The organism is Heliobacterium chlorum (genome assembly GCF_014502795.1).
Taxonomy (GTDB): Bacteria; Bacillota; Desulfitobacteriia; order Heliobacteriales; family Heliobacteriaceae; genus Heliobacterium; species Heliobacterium chlorum.
On record NZ_JACVHF010000005.1, the window covers coordinates 38,655 to 59,387 of the forward strand.

A 20,733-nucleotide genomic window follows, 5' to 3' on the forward strand; every position below is an offset into this window, starting at 1 on the left:
TGTGATCACGGAGATCGGAATTCTGTTCATGGTGTAGTTTGAAAATCAAGTCGTATACTTCGAAATAAAGTCATATACTAAAAGATAAAGTCGTATACTCGGTTTAAAAGTCGTATACTAAACCACCCTGTCTTGGTATATTAAAGGTGATACCAGAAGGGTGGTTTCTTTATGTCGAAAGGTAGTTTAAATTGGGACGAAGGTAAGATTGAGCGATATTACAAACAAGGCCGTGGTCAAGGTGAAGGAAAGGAATACAAACCTTGGCTCACTGTCCAAGATGTGCCGTCGACGGGTCGTGTGACTCGAATTAAGGGTTGGAAAACAGAACGACTTCATCACTTATTATCGGATCTAGAGAAAAAGTTTTTCTATACATTACAGTGGGCTGACAATGTGGTCGATATTCAAGAGCAATATCCCTTAAATCGTGATAAGACGGTGGCTATTGCAGAGAGAAAAAAAATTTCGCATCCGGAAGACAGAGCAAATAAAACTCCCCTTGTACAGACAACAGACTTTTTTATTAAGATTACCAACCAAGGAAAGACGGAGTATCTAGCTCGCGCAGTTAAACCTTCTACCGAATTAGAGAAACCCAGAACCCTTAAAAAGCTAGAAATTGAACGAACCTATTGGCAAGAGCAAAACATAGATTGGGCAATCATCACGGAGCTCGATATCAATAATGTGTTGGCAAGTAATGTTGAGTGGATCCATCCGGCCTTTTGGCTCGATGGCGTCATTGAATTGGAAGCCGATGAAGAGAAGAGGTTACTTGCAAATTTAGTCCAATCTATCCTGAGACACAATGGGACTGTGCAATCGCTAGTGGGTCAATTAGATCAAGAATACCGTATGGAAAGTGGAACTTATTTGGCATTATTCAAGCATCTCCTAGCGCGTAAACAGATTCGGACAGACTTTGCCGAACAGAAGATAACGCCGCATTTGAATATTAAAGAGTTTTCCCTATCCTCTAGTCTTTCATTGGCTTCAAAGAAGGTGAAAAGACATGCTGTCCGTTAACTGTCTGATTCAATTTATCGGTGTTGATGGGACAACCGTAACGGAAAGGATACTTTGGATTGAACCGGAAAGTATAATTGCGTTTACTATCGAGATCTATACGGAAGACGCCTTACCGCGAGTTTGCGTTGTCAGTGAAATTCATAAGTCTTTAGAAAACGGTGATGCTAAGATCACCACAGATGATCCGTGGTTGCGATTCGTGGATGAGACGAAGTTATCTGCAAAAAGTATTCATTTGCGAGATAGGGCATGGGAGATCATTGAGTCTATTGTGACGGAAGCAAATGAGCCAGCCATCTATAAGCGTGAATCGAGAGGACCTCTCATTCAACAAATCATGGATGAATATAAGGTGACCAAGCGATACATCTACAAGTATCTACGAAAGTATTGGCAACGGGGAAAAAACAAGAATGCCCTTTTGCCGGATTACGAGAAATCTGGAGGTAAGGGAAAAACTCGGGTCCTTTCAGGTAAGAAATTGGGTCGGCCACGTAAACATGAGAGTCAGGGTAATGAAGGGATAAACGTTGACGACGCTGTAAAGCGTATCTTTCGTACCGCTGCCAAAAAGTATTTGCTAAATAAGAAAGAAAATTCGGTTAACACGGCTTATCAGATGATGCTGAAGGAGTTTTTTGCAGAAGACTATTATGTTGAAAATGGGGTAAAGAAAACAATACTTATCCCAGAAGAAGAGCTACCTACTTTGGGACAGTTTAGATATTGGTATGAAAAAGAATTTAATATTCAAGAGATGATTATCGCTCGAAAAGGGGTCAAAAATTATCTCAAAGATCATCGGTCATTAACGGGAAGATCGGATCAAGAGGTAATAGGACCTGGTTCCAAATATCAGATTGATGCGACTGTTGCTGATGTGTATTTAGTTTCGCGATATAACCGAAATTGGATTATCGGTAGACCGGTTATCTATGCGATTATTGATGTGTTTAGCCGAATGGTTGCAGGCCTTTATGTTGGGCTGGAAGGTCCATCATGGGCAGGAGCCATGATGGCATTGACAAATACGGCTTCTGATAAAACTAAATTTTGTAAAGAATATGATATAACGATTGATCATCATCTATGGCCTTGTTCTTTTTTACCGGAAGCGCTCCTGGCCGATCGTGGAGAACTGATTGGCAAGACCATCGAAACATTAAGTAATGCATTCAATATACGTATCGAAAACACGGCTCCATACAGAGCAGATTGGAAAGGTATCGTTGAACGTCATTTTCGAACCATCCACGCTCGAGTGAAACCGTTTTTACCCGGTTATGTACAGAAGGATTTTTTACAGCGTGGTGGTCGAGATTACCGACTTGACGCGAAACTAGATTTATATCAGTTTACTCAGATTATTATTCACTGTGCATTGCACCATAACAATAAACATAGTCTCCTAAACTATGACCGGGATGAAATGATGATTGGGGATGACGTCTTTCCAAATGCATTGGAACTATGGAATTGGGGTATTACAAATCGCACGGGAAAGTTACGCTCATTCCCAGAAGAATTAGTAAAGCTTAATCTTATGCCAACTACTGTAGCGACAGTTACGCATCGAGGCATCCGTTTTGAGAAAATGCATTATAGTTGTCAACGAGCTGTCAAAGAATGTTGGTTTGAAAGAGCCCGTGCCAAAGGTACCTGGAAAGCCCAAATTTCATACGATCCACGAAATATGAATTATATCTACCTCCGTGAAGAAAATGGTCGAGAATTCGAGAAATGCCATTTACTGGATAGTCAAGAGCGCTATAAAGATAAAACATTTGATGAAATTTTATACTTGTTAGAATACGAAAAGATTAATCTGAAAAAAATGAAGTCTCAGGAAGTTCAGGATAACATTGATTTGATGAGCCATATGGAAAAAATCGTTTCAGAAGCAGAAGAGATGACGTCTCGCACGAAGGAACCCTTTCAAAGCAAGGCAGCTAAGATTAAAGGAATACGACAGCATCGACAAGAAGAACGAGAACGTCAGCGAGAAATGGAAGCCTTTGAATTAGACAAAGATAGTTTAGAAGATAGCATTAAATCAGCAGAAATTGTGCCTATTAAAAATGATCGCTCAACAATAATAAGTTCACCTACAAGGTCTATTGACCTGCTAAAGAGAAAGCAAAAGGAAAGAATGCATGGAAATGAAGAATGAACGTTCCTATAACGTGGGTCTAGGTCGAGCAGTGAATGCAAATTATGTAGAGCAGATGATTCCAGACTACCAGGGGAATCCGCTTATTGAAGCACTACCGCCGATATTATCTGAAGAAGAGGCGGTAGAAGCACTCATTAGCTATCCTCAAATTGAGGCAGCAGAACGATATCTATCCCCACAGTACCGATACCACTGTGTGAATCGACTTCAGCGTTATTTTCAACCGATGGAGCATCACTTGATACTTGAGAGACAGGTAGCTTGCCTCATTCGCCAGGGTTATATCGGAAGGAATCCACGTTCTAAAGAGTATACGATAAGACTACAGCAGAACAACTCAAGAGATGTATACTCGGAACCATATAAAAATGCACCCAATGTTCGTTCGGGTGCATCTAGCTTTTCGTTGATTGGCGTCTCTGGAATTGGGAAGACGACGGCTTTAGAACGGATTCTCAGCCTTTACCCACAGATTATTGTTCATGAGACACCATTGAACTTATATCAATTAGTTTGGGTAAAACTGGATTGTCCATTTGATGGCTCCTTAAAGGGCTTATGTATTAACTTTTTTATGGAAGTAGATCGGTTGTTAGGCACAAATTATTACAAGAAGTTTGCCTCAAGCCGATTGTCTGTTGATACGATGCTAGCTAAGATGAGCCATGTGGCCAACCTTCACTGTGTTGGGGCACTGATCATTGATGAAATACAGCACCTGAGCTTAGCGAAAAGCGGGGGTGCAGACAAGATGCTAAATTTCTTCGTAACCTTAATCAATACTATCGGTATTCCAGTGATTCTTGTGGGGACGCCGAAGGCATTGTCTGTTCTCAGTCATGAATTTCGCCAAGCACGTCGAAGTAGTGGTTATGGGAATTCTGAGTGGAAACGAATGGAGAGAGATGATAATTGGGATTTACTGATTGAAGGAATGTGGCATTATCAGTGGACCCAAGAAGAAATACTACTTACAGAAGAACTGAAAGAAGCCCTATATGAAGAAAGTCAAGGAATTATTGATATCGCCATAAAGATTTATATGATGGCCCAGTGGCAGGCTATCAGTACAGGCAAAGAATATATCAATGCCGCAACGATTCACCAGGTAGCTAAGGAAAACCTTCAATTAGTGAAGCCGATGTTACAGGCGCTAAGAACGGGTAATATATTAGAGATATCAAATTTTGATGATATCCGCCCCATTAATCTGGAGGAGTATCATCAACGTTTTCAACCTTCTATCAACATAAAAGAAAAAATCCGTCAGTACAAACTAAAAGAGGCGGAACAGCGACAACGAAAGTCAGAAAGCATATTGGAGCAAGTCGCTCTGGCGCTTTTACAACTTCAAATCGATCCGAGTAGGGCACAAATAGCCGCTGAAAAAGCGATAGCTGTTAAAAAAGAGACGGAATCCGTAAGTGAAGTGATTCAACGAGCTGCACGATTGGCCCTCGATATGAGCGTCACAGAAAAAACGGTTGTGATGCCAAAAGCAAAAACTAAACCGAGGACAGAACAAAGAAATACAACTGAACCAATTCTATTAGTCGATATCGTGAATCAAGGGAAGAAAAAATATCAGTCGGCTTATGAAGCATTGAAAGAAAGCGGATGGATCAAGTCGGCCGTAGATAAGTTGATTGTTTAGGCAGGAGTAATTGTGCTGGTATCCTTTCCACACCCATATCCTGATGAATTATTGTACAGCGTTTTTGCGAGATACCATGTTCGCTCAGGGAATCTTGGTCCAAAAATGACAGTTCAAGAACTGTTTGACTCCGATAGCGCAATTGCAGTTGTGGATTTACCGAGTCATCTTGGTGCACTCATTGAGAATATGCCTCAAGGATTGCACTATACAGCTGACGATCTTGTGGATAATCATACCTTATACCCTTTTTACTCGGCTTTTTTGGAACCATTGACTGCAAAGAAAATTCGAGCGGATATGATAGACGCTGACGGCAAAGGTATTCATTATACTGGGGGAATTATGGCCAGCAATATTCCTGTTCCTAGCTACTTACGCTATTGTAAAGAATGTGCATTAAAGGAACAGGAGATGTATGGAGAACTCTTCTGGCATCGAGCACATCAATTGCCAGGTGTTCTAGTTTGCGCAATACATGGGTTGTCCTTGATAAATAGCACAGTTATAAAACAATCATTTAATCGTCATCAGTACATCACCGCATCGCTTGAAAACTGCATGCCTTCGATTGTTCCAAGTGATTTTACTCATTCACAAAGGGAACATTTACTAGGACTTGCAGTAGATGCGCAGTGGTTGCTCAATCAACGATATGAAGACTTAGAGTTAAACTGGCTACAAGAAAACTATTTGGCCCATTTAAGTGAGCGAGGATTGGTTACCCCAAAGGGACATGTGCGGCAAGAAGCACTTGCGAATGAGTTTATTCAATATTACGGGCGAGAACTTCTTTGTTTACTGGGGACTGATGTTTCGGTCACAAGTCAATGGGATTGGTTAAAGGGAATGACGCGAATGCCGAAAAAAGCAATCCACCCCATTCGGCACCTTTTGATGATGCGTTTTTTGACAGGTGAAGCCGAAACATTCCTTTCCTGTGAAAAAAGTTATGCTCCGTTTGGTCAAAAAAGTTGGCCTTGCTTGAATCCGGTGGCGAATCACCGGTTTCGGTCGACGATTGGAGAAGTTATCATTTCACGTTGCTCGAACACAGGTAAACCGATAGGGACCTTTCGGTGTTGTTGTGGATTCGTTTACTCCCGACGAGGACCTGATCAGACAAAAAAAGATCGTTTTCGCTTCGGAAGAATTAAAGCTTTTGGACAAGTTTGGGAAGAACGACTTCGTGCGCTAATAGAGGAAACAGATTTTGATCTGAAAGAAACGGCACGATACATGGGGGTAGACACTAAAACGGTGATTCATCAAGCGAGTAAGTTGGAATTAAAGGTAAGGTGGCTTCATGAATCAGCGAATGTTTCAAGAGAAAAAATTGATATCATTAAATCGCTTGAACCCTTACGGGAGAGGTATCGGGACACATGGCGAAAAATATATCAAGAGAATCCAAACCTAACAAAGACGGGAATGCGCCAGCATAGTCCGAAAACCTATGCATGGCTCTACAGAAATGATCGGTTATGGTTGAATGAAAATTCGCCGATCGTCAAAAAGAGTGGGTTGCCAATCGAACGTATTGACTGGACTGCGCGGGATACAGAGATTTTAGAAAAGGTTAAATCTGCGACAAAGGAATTACTCAACTCCTCTACTAAGCCACAGCGGATTACAAAAAGCCGGATTGGAAAGATAACTGGTACGTTAGCGTTACTGGAAAAACATCAGGAAAACTTGCCTCGCACCATGAGAGCACTTCAAGACGTAACAGAATCAATTGTTGAATTTCAAATTCGAAGAGTTCGTTGGGCGGTTAGTATCCTGCGATGTAAGAACAACAAAGTAGAAGAATGGAAAATCAAAAGGATTGCTGGATTAAAGACGAATGTGGATAAAGCAGTGTTAAATGAGATTAAACAATGGGTATGTAACAATAAAGATTAGATAGATAAGCTTTTGTTGGCAGAAGGGCAACTATGGCTCCTCTAAGACTAATCCGTGATCTTTTAGTAGAGAAGAATTCGAAAATTACGACATACTCATTCCCGCATCTTTGCTAAATTACCTGTTAGCATTAATCTGGCACATGTTGATCCCAGAATACTTCCATCCAATTTTTAAGCTTTTTACAATAGGGCACTAAATAATTCTAGAGACCGAAAAATTTTTTTGCTCTTTATGTCGAAGTAAGGGAATTGCTTTAAATTCATGCGTGGTCTTTTGTTCTTCTGTCTAACTTCGTCACCCCTTGAGTTGAGGCTCTCATAAAACCCAATTTTAATATAAATCAGGTGGTGTTCTATGTAATATAGTGCCAATATGATTGACAGCGGAAAAGCTACAAGGGATTAGCCAAAAGGCAGTCGTATTAGGGAGAAATAAGAGAATTTATTGACTTATAACATTTAAAATATTAGATTTTCGCTGCTGCCTGTCAATGAAAGGGATATCGCTAGAGAAAACAAATGTCTGAATCATTCAGACTATGCCCAATCGGTTATTCCACTATTTCTAAACAAAAGACGTCTCTTATCAAATATTCGAAGATGCACCAGAAATTCGCCTTCTGAAAGTTTTCTAGACAGAGAGTGATTATAATATTTAAGAATAAACCAATAATACGACTTGAAAATTGGCCGTTCCCAGCATCTCAGAGAATTGAATTGTTATGGGTAAACTCACCTCGATTGGACCCAAGTGAAGGTTGGACTGTTTCGGCCACATTTTTCCACAATGGATTACTTAAAAGTATAGATTATCCACTAAGTCACTTGCCCTTGTTAAGAATTGGTGGTCAATATATTGACGGTTGGCCTCAAGCCCAAAGTTACATATTAAAAATCTACTTTGATAAAAATGTTAATGGCGATTTCTGCTTAGGAAGAGAATTGCCAAATCAAATTCGAAAAGAACCTTTAAGCGAGCTAATTGACAAAGAGGTATTTTGGACTATTACATACCAAGATATAAAACTCTTTATACCTTGCTATGAGATTATACGAGCGTACATAGGGTTACATAGAATTTTATTAGACTATATGCTTCACCCCGGTGGTTTAAATATACTGGTTAGGAACGTTAAATACGAAGATGATCAAATGTTACTTGAATTAGATAGATTATCATTGAAAACAGGTACAACTGGATTGTATTCACATATAGCTTGGATATTATCTGAACCAATTAATGAGAATTTTTTCAACTCAGTATGCAATAAAATGTATAGGAGAGCTATATTTAAAAACCCACATAATTTTAAACAAGAATTAGAGGTAGGTATTCCTTTCGATATTAACCCTCCCCCAGTTAAGGAAACACTATGGACTATTGACGGTATATATTACGGTAATAACCTATTTATTACACGGATAATGAATATAATTGGTCTAAAGATACCATATGAAAATGTGTATGTAAAAATATCGGATAAAGACACGGATTTTATAAGAGTAAAAAAGCACGATATTCCGATTTTCACCAAAGCGTTTTACAACGCAAGTATAAGAGTGCTGTATTTATTTAAAGGTTGGACTGACGATAGTTATGTTTCAGACTACTATAGCTGGGTTCCCGAGATATCTGCGGCGAAAGGATCCGCTTCTACCGATAGTTAAGTCGGTTTCAAATAAAGTTTGGGTTAGTTGCTTTGAGCTACTAAAAGCTGAAGATATTTTTAGTCTTTGTCCACATACCAATTCGTGAATCTCTGACCGATCGGTTATAGATACTACTTGTACATTCTGTGCCTTTTACAGTTCGCTGTTCCTCTCTTATCTATAAAAAATCATCCCTTCAGAATTTCGGTTCCTTGCTATTTTGTGTGGGTTGGCAAATGTAGAAATGATACAATGGAAATATGAATAATACAGATTTATTTCAATTAGCCCTCCGCTTCACCCCACCGTGGTACGTCGTCGATACCCAGTTTAATGCTGAGTCTCAAGCATTACATATAACGATTGACTTTCAACCGGGTAGTGAATTCACTTGCGCGACTTGTGCTGAAGTTGACTGCTAAGTCCATGATACGAAGGAGCGATCTTGGAGACATCTGAATTTCTTTCAGCACAAACATTTATTCATGCGCGTGTACCTCGGATAAAATGCCACCGATGCAGTAAAGTTCATCAGGTCACTGTGCCTTGGAGTCGCCCGGGCGGTGGATTTATCTTATTGTTTGAGGCCTATGTGATGAAACTCGTGAAAGAAATGCCTGTAACTCAGTCGCTCGAATTGTTCCTTCAAGGCTCGAATGGGTTTTTCGGTGTGCGAAGGTTGAGTTTTTAATGATAACGAACGAGGTGATCCTTCTTTGAAAACATTTGAATACCCATTGGAAGAACTGAAAACCTTGCTTTCGGAAAGTTATGAGTCGGTTGTGCAAAGAGAAAGGTCAGCATTCGAACGGTTTTCTGAAGGCGAGTCCTCGATTGTTCTTTTTGGCACAGATGAACTTAGTAAAGCCACTCTCGCTGGTCTTCGTAAGGTTGGCATTGAACCGCTTGGATTTATCGATGATTATCCCAAACGCTGTGCAACGACGATCGATGGACTATCTGTGTTTTCTCCCCAAGAGGCCGTAAGATATTTCGGTCATCAACCGATATACCTTGTTACGAAGTGGGAGCATGGCGCCAATCGAGGCTTTTTATCCATCAAATCAGAACTTCGCAAGTTTGGGTGTGCGAAGATCGTGCCCTTTCCAATGCTCTATTGGAAATATCCCAATCTCTTTTTTCCTTTGCTCTTTTGGGACCTCCCTCATAAGCTCATCGATGAATCCGCTTTGATTCTCAAAGCCTTCGAACTCTGGGAAGATGAGTATTCAAAGCAGGCATTCGTAGCCCAACTACGCTGGCGCTTGTGGCTGGATTATGAATGTCTTCCCCAAAAAGAGGGAACAGCCTACTTTCCAGTACACCTGTTCTGCGCTATACCGAATGAGGTCTTCGTCGATTGCGGAGCCTATGATGGAGATACCTTGCGAACCTTTAAAGAGATGAATGAATCGTTTAAGAAATACATTGCCTTTGAGCCTGACCGTTACAATTACTCTCGGTTACAGAAGGTAATTGAAGAATTCAATGATGAACGAATCCATGCTTTCCCTTTTGCTGTTGCAGATGAAGGGAAAGCGGTTCCTTTTGTCAGCTTAGGATCGCCTAAGTCAAATATCAACCCTTTTGCGAAGGAACAGGTCAAGGCGATCACTTTAGATCAAATCTTTGAAGATGAGGTTTGTACATTTATTAAAATGGACGTTGAAGGATCTGAACTGAGCGCTTTGCAAGGTGCAAGTGACATCATCAAGCGGGATTTACCTATCTTAAGTGTATGTGTTTATCATAGAGATGATCATCTATGGAAAGTACCCTTGTATATTTCCAGCCTCACCGACCAGTACACCTTCTATCTTGGAGTTCATGAAAATGAAGGCTATGAATGGGTCTGTTATGCCATCCCAAAGAGTAGGAGAAGATGACGAATGAAGCGTCTGCCCTCACTGTACTCCATCCCTTTAAAATGGGACGTGTCCTTTGTCGATAAAATCCTTGAATATGAAACAGCGAAGCGCAGGATCTCATATTTTTATGGATGCTTAGATTTGGAAGGATTTACTCATGGAAGAAAGCAAAAAGGGGATCACCCAGGATTAAAAGAGGCCAAAAAAATAGTTGACCATATTCATCATCGCGACCGTAAGTTCAAATACCTGCTCAACGGACTGGAGCCAAGCTATGGGACGGTTGATGATGAAGAGCGAAAGAAGCAAATCAAAATTATTCATGATCAATTACAACCCGACGCTGTCGTCTGTTCGACAGAAAAAACGCTCACTCTTGTAAGAGAGCTGTATCCTGACTGGGAAATACATCTCTCCACCATTTCACGGGTGAAAAGTCTGGAAGAATTACAGCCCTATCTCGCATACCATCCGAAAATTGTAGTTGCTCAACATGATCTGCCCAAAGAACCTGTAGCGCTCATTCAGATCGTCCGTTTCTGTAAGCAGCAGGACATCGCTTTAGAAATTATGGTGACAGATGGTTGTATATATCAGTGTCCATGGATGAAAAACCACTATCAAACGCTCAGTGATGGATTAGACGATAGAACGTTCCATCAACGATGTGCAGAAGAACGAAGAAAGCATCCTGCCCAATGGCTAGCTAGTGCAAGCTTTATTCGACCTGCAGATATCTCTTTCTATGAAGACCTGGGGATTTCCAATTTCAAACTTACTGGTCGTGGTCAACGGCGAGATTATTTAGTAAGGGTTGCACAAGCCTACTTACAGGGGGTTTTTGAGGGCAATGTTGCTGAGTTGATGGATGTTGAAAACTCATCAGAAAAATCCACTTTGCCCGTTATAGATGAGCAAGCCTTTGATGGACTGATACAAGAGTTGTTTCAAGATAAATCCAAAAGGTGGATCCCATTAGTGAATCAATATTTTCTTCGCGCCGTCAAAGAGGGGACTGTAAAACCAACTGATGCGTAAGCTGAGATTGCATTGTTTAAAGTATTGAGGTTGACAATGGTTTTGTGGCGAAATAAAATGGTATTTGATGAAAATTATAGTAAGGGGATGGGTCAAATGAGTATGACCTCAATGATTGAGAAGGAAACATTAACCGTCGAGCCGAAGGCGACCTTTCCCGGTGTGAAAGAATCCGCAGTTGATAGAGACGCTGTTAAGGATTTCTTGAAGTTTATTGAGAAAAATAAGCATTCTTTACGTAATGGTATGGGAGCATTTCATACAGATAATCACTCCAACTGGTAGAACTAAGCACCCCTGTACTTAGAACAATAACTAAATAGCAAAGCAGCGACACCTTACGTAAGATATCCGGAATAGGGTTAGCGAAAATTAACGTAAAAACCTAATGGTGAGAGATAACAAATGGGAATTCTTGTTCGATCTCCAATCATTAGGTTTCTTATTTTTTGACGGAAAGAAACGTTTCTGAGAATGAAAACTGAGAAGCTATGGTGAACCACAACCGAGAAATCAGAAAGTTTGATCGGTTCATTGCTTTTTCGCTAATAGGAGTTTAACTGATGAAGCGCAATATTCCCCTTTACACTGAGGATGTAACACAAAAACTGATCGTCAAACTGCCTGGAACAGCTTGTAACATCTCCTGTGATTATTGCTTTGAAAAAGGAAAAAAGCTGGATTTTATTGAGGCCATGTCACCGCTCACCTTGGAGAACTCTTTGAACTGGATAGGACAACCCATTGAGATCATGCTGCACGGCGGAGAGCCATTGATGATCGGGAAAGAGCGATTTGATTCGCTATTAGACTTGATCAGTCGCCATAAGGAACAGATACGATCGGTTTTTCTTCAAACGAACGGAACTCTTTTGGACCATGAGTGGCTGGAATTACTTTTTAATCACTACAAGCATTTGAACATTGAAGTAGCCATTAGCCTAGATGGAACGGCGGAGATGAATAAACTCAGGGTCACTAAAGATGGCAAACCGACTTTTGAATCGATCATTCATGCCTTTAAGCTTCTTGAAGGTATAGGAAAAAAGGCAGGCTTGCTCAGTGTCATCTCGAAGCATGCCTTAGATTTTACAGAGTCCTATGTGGATATGTTGCTTAGTATCGACAATTTGCGATTTGTGAAAATCAACCCTCTGTTTGATGTTATTCCTGGTGGTTTAGATAGGAATAGCATCACACCTCAAGAGTTTACGGAGTTTCTGAAAGGAGTGTTCCTTTCATACATCAACAGAGGTGGGTACAGGAAGTTTCCAATTGAGCCTTTCCTGAGCTTAATCCAACAAATCGAAGGTGTAGGTTCTAAGTATTGCAATTATAATCAGAAAAAATGTCTGAACTTTACGACCCTTTATCCCGATGGAAAGATGTCCATCTGTGATTGCTTCTCTATCGCAGATTTTCCCATCAAGACGCAAGACGTTGACTCATTTCGGGTTGCCATTGAACTGCTGAGCTATTCGGAAAAAGTACAGGAATTGAAAAAAATGATGGAAGAATGCCAAAAATGCGATATCTGGTCACTTTGTCAGGGAGGTTGTCTCTCTCAGAGATGGTACTTCCAAAAATACGCACCTGAACTCCACGAAGACTATTGCCTGCATCGAAGAGAGTTATTTGGTTTTACAAAGGAGTTACTATGTTAACATTTGATCTTAAAGTGGGATACTCTTGCAACAACGATTGTAAGCATTGTGTCATAGCGGATAGTCGCGATAAGCTAATCAATTTAGGAAAGTCCATTGATTTAACGACAGCAGAATGCGTTGAACAAATTGAGCAAGCCGCTTCAAATGGTGCGAAAAACATCGTTCTAACAGGCGGCGAAGTGACCATAAGAAATGATCTCCTATCTCTTCTGAACAAAAGCAAAGATCTAGGTTTGGGAATTCGAATGCAGACCAACGGAAGGTTGCTATCGAACCTATCTTTGATTGAATCCGTGAAGGCGATTCAAGATATTCACTTCATCGTTGCCTTACATGGCCCCGATGCAACCACCCATGATTCCATCACGCAAAGAGCAGGAAGTTTCGAAGAGACAGTCCAAGGGATTACTTCAATGACAGGCATAGAGAAAAAAGTGATTGGGAAGATGGTCATTTCCAAAATGAATAAAAATCAACTTACCGAAGTATTAATCCTGCTCAATGATCTTGGGGTGAAACATGTCTGTCTGGCGTTTCCTCATGGGCAAGGTGGGGCAAGAGTGAACTTTGATGAATTAATCCCTCGATACAGCGATATAGCGGATGAGTTAAAGAAAGCCATCCAAAAAGCAGAGGAACTGAAGATGTCTATTGAATTTGAAGCAATCCCTTTCTGTATCATCCCAAACTATCCCTATCTTGTTGGTGAACTTCAATACTTAGGGGAAGGTGGAACTTTTTTCGCTCAGGTGCACGAAGAAATATTAGAATGGAACTGTGTCCGCTTAGCGATAAAGAAGAAAACAGAAAAATGCGAAGCCTGTTTTTACGCTCCCCTCTGTGAAGGTCCTTGGGAAGAGTACATTGATCGGTTTGGTGATGCTGACTTGTCTCCAGTGGTCGCCGCTGCTGAAGAGAAGGAGAAGCTCCAATATTTATTGGCCCAAATTAAGTAGCTTTCCTTTTGTCGTAATCGACACCGCAACTTTTGAAAAGGACAGGATAAATCAATGAACGTAGATCAACTGCGCAACATATTCCCCAAATACGCGATCTATGTAAATGTGCCTTTCTGCCGGCGCCCTTGTTCCTTTTGTCATTATAAAGCGAATCTAACCTTTGGTTGTTCTTCCGTTGAGTCAACTTACGTTGAGAAATTGACAAAGCAAATCCATGAATTGTTGCCCTTTGTAGATTCGAAGAATACTGTAGAAAGCCTATATTTCGGTGGGGGCACACCATCTTTACTTCGACCAGACCAACTGGAGGAGATTTTTGAAGCCTTAGATCACTACATAGAAGAGACTAATGAAGTATCCATGGAAGTGCACCCCAGCGGATGGAATAAGAAGTATTTAGATCTTAACCGATTTACGCGTTATTCATTTGGTGTTCAGACATTCAACCAGCGACGTTCGATGGAATGGCGAAGAGAGGCCACCTCTTTTGAAGAAATAGGGGACATCTTGTCTATGATTCGAGCACATACACCGGAAGCCCAGATCAATCTTGATCTGCTCTTTGAGCAGACATTGGATCTACAAGACGTTATTTGTGCAGCAAAGTTACAACCGGATAGCATCACCATCTATCCGAAGACAGGGCCCAAAAAAGCTGGAGATATTCTCAAGATCAAGCAGTCCATCGAAGCGGCGAATGCTAACTTGGAACACTACTCCCCTTTAAATAAGGGAAGCTTTATCTTCATCAAAAAAGGCTCATCTTGTTCAAGGTATGCCAATCATGAATACGAAGAAGTAGGAGATATCATCGGCTTCGGCCATAACAGTGTAACCTTCCTTGGTGACACTGCCTACCTTTGTTCCTACGATAGGGATGGTTACGCATATCGACGTAAATTTTCAAACCGATATTTACGTATCCTACTTCAAGGAATTGTCACGTCTGTCACCTATGATCGTGTTAAAGAAATCGCTCCAGAAATATTGGACTTTTTAAGTCCTCACGAGGATGGCCACACCTGCTATCTTCCAACAGAAAAGATAAGGAGTTTTTATGAATACATCCAAGATCGATACCCAGCCGACATTGTCCGGACCTTTTCACAAACCGTCCTCTATGGCGACGACAACCCAGCCCTCCTTAAAGAAGCCGAAAATGCTCCCCTATTTCATTCTGATCGAGGGAATTGATGGTAGTGGCAAAGATACCCTTGCTAACTATCTGAAGGAGGCCATCTACGAGCACTTTCGTTACGACCCTAGTTCAACCCTCTCCATCGTAGGTCAACCTTCTTATCGTTTTGATGAAAGCGGGGAAGTGAGAAAGTTTATCGAAGAGGGAATCGTATCCCTTCCTTATGCAGAAATGGTTGAAAAGTTAAGTGCAAATCGCAGATTGCATGAGCAGTATCTGAGTAAATACAAAGGCATCATCCTTTGCATCCGTGGACTTCTAACGGACTTAGCGACGCTCGCTAATCGTTTTGGTAGAGAGCACAAAGGAAACTTAGGGCAAAAGATACAGATTGATGAACTCATCATCCTAGATACATCTCCCGAGGTTGCCCGGCAACGGATAGTTGAACGAGCGATTCCGACGACCTGGCGGGAAAGCCTTGAGCATCTGAATTTTTTCCGTGACTACTACATCCACCATTCTGACCATCTGAAGGTTACGAAGAAGAGAGTGCTTCAAAACTTGACGCACCAAGAAATGCGCGATACCGCCCATGAAATCACTGAGCAGCTTTCGATGAAAGCCAACCTGGAGGAAGAAGAGTGACTTCTCTCCATAGTTGCAGCCAAAGCGGTGTTCCCCAATATCACACTGTGATCCTGAAGACGGTAGGTAGTGCCTGCAACATGCGCTGTGCCTACTGCTATGAACATGACCTACGGGCTGAGGCGTCCCCATTTCTTCAACCTAATGATTTTAAGGAATTCTTGAATCAAATTTCTCACTCCAGTGAAGTGAACTTTCTTTTTCATGGTGGAGAACCCCTTTTATACCCTAAACCGTGGATGAAAGAGATGCTCCATATGATCAAGGAAGCCTTACCGGGAAAGCATATGATTCAATTTCAAACGAATGGAACCTTGATCGATGAAGAATGGCTTGAGATCTTTAAAGAAGTAGAAGCTTATGTGGCTGTCTCCATTTCTCTCGATCCTCTAAGCGATATATCCCTTCGGCACTTACCTGGTGAGGATTATCGGAAGATCGTGCTCAAGCGGATCGCCGATGTTTTGCGTGAATTAGGCACAGTTGGCGTTGTATCTGTAGCACATCAAGCGAATCTTTCTGCCTATACCCTCTTTATCGAAGAACTGATTTCCATCGGTGTGCCTTATTTGACAATTAATAAAATCCGCCGAAATCACCAAGCGAAGGTCCAGGCCAACCGATATCTGCTCAGTGAGACGGACTATGTATCCTTTATCAAAGAGACCATGACGGATTGGCTCAATCGTAGATTGTATGAGAAAATTCAGATCCAACCGTTCATCTCTCTCTTATCTACAGATGTGAATCAGATCTGCCAGTACTTACCTTTAGAAGGGAAATGTCAATCCTTTATCACCTTATATCCAGACAAGCAAATCTCTAATTGCAATCACTTGCATCAAGACCGGCAAAATATATATCAAAAAAATCGTAACAAACTCACAGAGGATTGCATCTATTGTTCGATTTACGAATGGTGTGGTGGCGGTTGCCTCGCAGAAGAAAAGGAAGATGATTTCTGCCAGGCCAGGGGTCATCTTCATCAATTTATCAAAGGAGTGTTCAATGAAGGTTCAGGGACTTAATTACCACAATATCGAGGATCTCAGTCTGCAGCTTCCTCATGATGCTTCCTTGGGGATTGCAGGGCTTTCCGGTTCAGGAAAAAGTTCTTTTTGCACTGTACTATCGGCAGAATCACAAAGACGTATCGTCACGCTCTTGCCCAAAAGTGAGTATCAATTCCTCTTTGGTGAACTGAGTATTACGAATCACGGGGCCCTTGAAATTCTGGAAATTCCTTTTATCATGTTCTTGAGAAATTTGACGGCCAATCTAAATCCTCGATCGACAGTAGGCACTCATACGGGAATCTTTGGGGCCATCCGTCGTTCTTTTGCCCAAAAAACAGGTGAATCATCGGAATTCTTCTCCTTCAATCTTCCTCTCAACTGGTGTCCCAAATGTAAAGGCCGTGGAACCTTCAGAGGGGTGACTTGCCAGAATTGCGTAGGCAGTCGATATTCAAGCAAAATCCTTGACTATACGATAGAGACAGGCTTTGGAAAGAAAAACATATGCTCAATCCATGACTTGCCCATTGAACAAATCAGCCAGATCGCCGATGACTTAGAACTTGGTCAAAAAGAAAGAACGATTATTCGAAACATGATGGCTATGAAGATTGGATACTTATCGTCAAGTCGCGTTGTGGGGACCCTTTCGGGAGGAGAATTTTCTCGTCTTGTTTTGTCTGAGTTTATTGCCCATAGTTCATCTTCCGTCATTGCCATCGATGAATTATCGCTCGGGTTAGACGAGAATTCCCTGCAAGAGGTGCTGGCCAATATAAGAGAGTTAGGTTCAACCAATCAGCTATGGTTTATCGACCATTCTCGTACGGTGCTCAATACCACTGAACGCAAGTTGTTCTTTGGTCCAGGGAGTGGCTCTGAAGGTGGTCAAATCGTCGATAAAGAAACAAATCCGATTGAACCTCATATCCCAGCCAAACCAGAAGAAGCGGCCCATCAGTGGATAACACTAGAAGGCTTGTTTTGTCGAAACGTCCAAATCCCTCGGACAAAGCTTCCGTTAAATCGTTTGGTCGTCGTTACCGGAGAATCGGGATGCGGTAAGACGACGTTGATGAGAGATTGCATAGTCACCAATCCTAAGGTGGCTAATGATCATGGGCGAATCGTCTTTATTGGGCAAGCGAAATATCAATCCGTAACTTCCCGTTCTACCATTGCTACCTTTCTTGGTGTTAATGACATGTTGCGCAGTTTGCCTGGTGGGAAAAGCAGTCGCTGCAGTTACTGTGGCGGAAGTGGTTTACAAGAGGAACTTCTGGAATGCGCCTTTTGTAAGGGTACAGGTTATGATCCGGACTTCTATCATAAAAAAGTGAATCAATCTTTGACTGTGAAGGAGTTGCTTTCCCATCCGATCGGTGAAATCATCGATAAACTCCCTGTAGATCACGCGGTGACTCAAAGACTGATCTTCCTCTGTCGGCTAGGATCAGGCTACTTAACGTTAAGTCGTCCCATACGAACGCTTTCAACAGGTGAATTCCAATGCATCCATCTCTCAGATGAATCTTATGGCACCGATCAGGATAAACCGCAGATCCTCATATTTGATGAGCCTTCAAGAGGGCTTTCCCAAAATCTGCTCAATAATTTGGTGAAGGCGCTTCGTGAACAGATTGAAAAACGTGGAAGTACAGTCTGGATGGTCGAACATAACCCTTACATGTTAAGCAATGCCGATTATGTCATTGACTTTGGGGAGCGCTCATTGGAACCGATTCGACAGCTTGAAGTGCTCACCTATCACGATTGGGCAGAAAAGAAAAAGAGTGAGAAGGTGGCATCGAATCCAATCGCTGTCCAATCTTCGCTCAAAGAGAGAAGCGGCTTGTCAGTCTTGTCCGATGAGGGTGATCGAAGTGCTTTCTTTACGGACGGCAAAGAGCGGTTTTATGGTGGTCTGTTAAAAAAGTTTTCTTCCACAGCCGGTTGGATCTATGGAGATATTCCAACTAGAGATCTGGAACCTACGATCGCCATTGACTTTGAAAATGATCACCTTTTTAGTCATCATACCTACGTCTTTGAAATCGCAGATGTGGCAAACAGGATCGTCGGGAATTCAGGCTTCTCCCATGAAGAATTGCAGTTTTTCGACTACAGCAACAAAGAGATGTTATGTAAGTACTGCAAAGGGACTGGTGAAATCACTGCCTTTGAAAAAGAAGCAGTGATCTTAAATGAGGGGAAATCAATATGGGATGGTTTACTTTCTGTTGAAACGATGGATCACTTAAAGAACTATAACTTCTCGAAGATTCGCTTTTTATTTAGAGAAATCAAAAAAACGACAAAGCTTGATTTAGCAAAAGCTGAAGCAGATATGAATGATGAAGAAAAGAAAGCCCTGTGGTACGGAGTATGGGATCATTCTTTCTTGTATTCACAGAAAGGTTCTTATTACAGATGGAGAGGATTAACATTCCTCATCCAGAAATATGTGCGCAGTTCCAAGTCTTGGCTTAAGGACGTACTGAAAAAATCAAGCCATACGAAAACGTGTCCCATATGCAATGGAGATCTGCTGTTCCATAGAAGAGAACTTTTCATCAAAGGGCGGGACATTCGAGAATGGTTGCGCCTTCCTCTGTCAGAAATTGCGCAATCTTTCCCCGACATCCCCGTTATCCAGCGACTTGCCACGATTCTTCCTGAGGGGACGTGTGCAAATGATGATGTATCTTTGCTACAAAGGGACATCCAAGCAAGACTAAAGTTATTTGAAATCGTAGAACGATCATTTTTTGGTTTTCACTTTGTCTTTAACAATGTCCTCCCCTATTTCACCTTGGAAGATGACCTTCTCCGTAAACTCTCCCAAAATAACGAAGTGACGCTCTGCGATGACCCAGAAATTGCACAAACGAAAGATGTGATCATCGCAGAGTTTGCATCCTTTAGCCATGATGGGGACGCATTGGTCTGGGAAGTGCTGGGCTATAAAAAAGTTAACACAGAAATACAGCGCCTAAAGAAGAATGCTCCCTGTCCCACGTGTCTAGGGAAAGGACGATTCAAAGTTGAAAGCCCAGAAGACATTGTCGATGCTTATTATATTACCTGCAGTCACTGTTCGGGAGAAGGGATATCTTCCGATGGGCTTGGACAGATGATTCAAGGTGTACTAGCGAAAACCTGGCTATTCGGCAGAGTTTCTGATCTGCCCGAATTTGAGGTGCTGGAAGGGACTTATAGGTCAGCCAGAATCATGGCTAAGCTGAAAGAACTGGAAAAATCGACCTTGAAATCACTATTGGCCTTCTTAAAGAGCAAGAAGTAACTTTTTTATTATCCTGTCTCCAAAAATATAAAAATGACAAGGAGAACCTGTATGAAGCTGATATACTTCCCTTGTGGTAGACAGATGAAATAATAAAATCTGTCACTTCAAGGGGAGTATTTTTTATGTCTAAAAGAGCCATTGATCCAGAGGTTAGCGCTTGAGGAGACTAAAGCGGTTAATGTTCCCCCATGAGGCCACACTGGAAACGTTCGCTTCTAGCTTTCGAAACAGTATTTCTAAGCGATGATGAAACAAATGACTGATCTGGCTTGATTGGAAAGTGCGTACAATATTATGTTTCTTGGACCATAAGGCGTGGGGTAAACGCATTTGGCGATATCGTTAGGCATCAAAGCATTGATGCGGTTACTCCGTTTGCTTTATCAGCATGGACGACTTCATCTACGCCCTTAAAGCCGAAACCGTCTCCAGCGGTAGTCGTAAAAAGCTAAAAGCCCTGTACGGATCCAACCTTGCCATCCTTGATGAGGTTGAGTTCCAACCGATAACGAGGAAGAGGCGCGTCAACTATTTGAATTTATCAACAGGCTCTATCAGCAAACTTCTGTAATCCCTACCTCCAAGAAGAGCTTTGAAGAATGTGGTGAATTCCTCGGCGACACGGTCATCACTGCGGTATGCTTAACCGGTTTATGCACAAGCGCGAATGTTTAAA

Annotated in this window: 14 protein-coding genes and 1 pseudogene; all 15 read left to right on the forward strand. The window is 41.6% G+C overall.

Annotated features, from left to right (window positions below; genetic code table 11):
• Positions 1–171 precede the first annotated feature (171 nt).
• Positions 172–1,029: a TnsA endonuclease N-terminal domain-containing protein gene (locus tag H1S01_RS07190; RefSeq protein WP_188039412.1), complete on the forward strand. Its 858-nt coding sequence runs from the start codon at positions 172–174 to the stop codon at positions 1,027–1,029.
• On the forward strand, positions 1,016–3,202 hold the full coding sequence (locus tag H1S01_RS07195; protein WP_188039413.1) for a Mu transposase C-terminal domain-containing protein: 2,187 nt from the start codon (positions 1,016–1,018) through the stop codon (positions 3,200–3,202). Before H1S01_RS07190 ends, H1S01_RS07195 begins: the two co-directional genes overlap by 14 nt.
• Positions 3,186–4,859: an ATP-binding protein gene (locus H1S01_RS07200; RefSeq protein ID WP_243237129.1), complete on the forward strand. Its 1,674-nt coding sequence runs from the start codon at positions 3,186–3,188 to the stop codon at positions 4,857–4,859. Before H1S01_RS07195 ends, H1S01_RS07200 begins: the two co-directional genes overlap by 17 nt.
• A gap of 12 nt (positions 4,860–4,871) precedes the next feature.
• Complete coding sequence (locus H1S01_RS07205; protein ID WP_188039414.1) at positions 4,872–6,764, forward strand: TnsD family Tn7-like transposition protein; 1,893 nt, start codon at positions 4,872–4,874, stop codon at positions 6,762–6,764.
• A 743-nt stretch (positions 6,765–7,507) separates the two neighbouring features.
• Positions 7,508–8,434, forward strand: coding sequence for a hypothetical protein (locus H1S01_RS07210; RefSeq protein WP_188039415.1), 927 nt, complete (start codon positions 7,508–7,510; stop codon positions 8,432–8,434).
• 698 nt (positions 8,435–9,132) lie between these two features.
• A complete protein-coding gene (locus H1S01_RS07215) occupies positions 9,133–10,302 on the forward strand; it encodes an FkbM family methyltransferase (protein ID WP_188039416.1) in 1,170 nt (389 codons plus the stop codon).
• Between the two features lie 3 nt (positions 10,303–10,305).
• Positions 10,306–11,322 (forward strand): U32 family peptidase, encoded by a 1,017-nt coding sequence (locus tag H1S01_RS07220; RefSeq protein ID WP_188039417.1) that lies wholly within the window; start codon positions 10,306–10,308, stop codon positions 11,320–11,322.
• A gap of 96 nt (positions 11,323–11,418) precedes the next feature.
• The gene (locus H1S01_RS07225; RefSeq protein ID WP_188039418.1) at positions 11,419–11,607 is read left to right on the forward strand and encodes a hypothetical protein; all 189 of its coding nucleotides are present in this window, start codon (positions 11,419–11,421) and stop codon (positions 11,605–11,607) included.
• A 278-nt stretch (positions 11,608–11,885) separates the two neighbouring features.
• Positions 11,886–12,986, forward strand: a complete 1,101-nt coding sequence (locus H1S01_RS07230) for a radical SAM/SPASM domain-containing protein (protein WP_188039419.1) — start codon at positions 11,886–11,888, stop codon at positions 12,984–12,986.
• A complete protein-coding gene (locus H1S01_RS07235) occupies positions 12,980–13,945 on the forward strand; it encodes a radical SAM protein (protein ID WP_188039420.1) in 966 nt (321 codons plus the stop codon). Before H1S01_RS07230 ends, H1S01_RS07235 begins: the two co-directional genes overlap by 7 nt.
• 54 nt (positions 13,946–13,999) lie before the next feature.
• Positions 14,000–15,142 (forward strand): radical SAM protein, encoded by a 1,143-nt coding sequence (locus H1S01_RS07240; protein WP_188039421.1) that lies wholly within the window; start codon positions 14,000–14,002, stop codon positions 15,140–15,142.
• Positions 15,108–15,734 carry a nucleoside/nucleotide kinase family protein gene (locus tag H1S01_RS07245; protein WP_188039422.1) on the forward strand — a complete coding sequence of 209 codons (627 nt, stop codon included), beginning with the start codon at positions 15,108–15,110 and terminating at the stop codon, positions 15,732–15,734. The genes H1S01_RS07240 and H1S01_RS07245 overlap by 35 nt, the downstream gene beginning before the upstream one ends.
• Entirely contained in the window at positions 15,731–16,762 is a 1,032-nt protein-coding gene (locus H1S01_RS07250; RefSeq protein ID WP_188039423.1) for a radical SAM protein, read from the forward strand. The genes H1S01_RS07245 and H1S01_RS07250 overlap by 4 nt, the downstream gene beginning before the upstream one ends.
• Complete coding sequence (locus H1S01_RS07255; protein ID WP_188039424.1) at positions 16,743–20,054, forward strand: ATP-binding cassette domain-containing protein; 3,312 nt, start codon at positions 16,743–16,745, stop codon at positions 20,052–20,054. The genes H1S01_RS07250 and H1S01_RS07255 overlap by 20 nt, the downstream gene beginning before the upstream one ends.
• A 379-nt stretch (positions 20,055–20,433) precedes the next feature.
• A pseudogene (locus tag H1S01_RS22500) lies at positions 20,434–20,732 on the forward strand (ATP-binding protein); the annotation flags it as partial.
• Between the last annotated feature and the right edge of the window lies 1 nt (position 20,733).

Bases quoted from the DNA above. Each gene is read 5' to 3' on its own strand.
- H1S01_RS07240 (WP_188039421.1), top strand. From the start codon at position 14,000: ATGAACGTAGATCAACTGCGCAACATATTCCCCAAATACGCGATCTAT.
- H1S01_RS07225 (WP_188039418.1), top strand. From the start codon at position 11,419: ATGAGTATGACCTCAATGATTGAGAAGGAAACATTAACCGTCGAGCCG.
- H1S01_RS07220 (WP_188039417.1), top strand. From the start codon at position 10,306: ATGAAGCGTCTGCCCTCACTGTACTCCATCCCTTTAAAATGGGACGTG.
- H1S01_RS07230 (WP_188039419.1), top strand. From the start codon at position 11,886: ATGAAGCGCAATATTCCCCTTTACACTGAGGATGTAACACAAAAACTG.
- H1S01_RS07200 (WP_243237129.1), top strand. From the start codon at position 3,186: ATGGAAATGAAGAATGAACGTTCCTATAACGTGGGTCTAGGTCGAGCA.
- H1S01_RS07235 (WP_188039420.1), top strand. From the start codon at position 12,980: ATGTTAACATTTGATCTTAAAGTGGGATACTCTTGCAACAACGATTGT.
- H1S01_RS07255 (WP_188039424.1), top strand. From the start codon at position 16,743: ATGAAGGTTCAGGGACTTAATTACCACAATATCGAGGATCTCAGTCTG.
- H1S01_RS07190 (WP_188039412.1), top strand. From the start codon at position 172: ATGTCGAAAGGTAGTTTAAATTGGGACGAAGGTAAGATTGAGCGATAT.
- H1S01_RS07195 (WP_188039413.1), top strand. From the start codon at position 1,016: ATGCTGTCCGTTAACTGTCTGATTCAATTTATCGGTGTTGATGGGACA.
- H1S01_RS07245 (WP_188039422.1), top strand. From the start codon at position 15,108: ATGCTCCCCTATTTCATTCTGATCGAGGGAATTGATGGTAGTGGCAAA.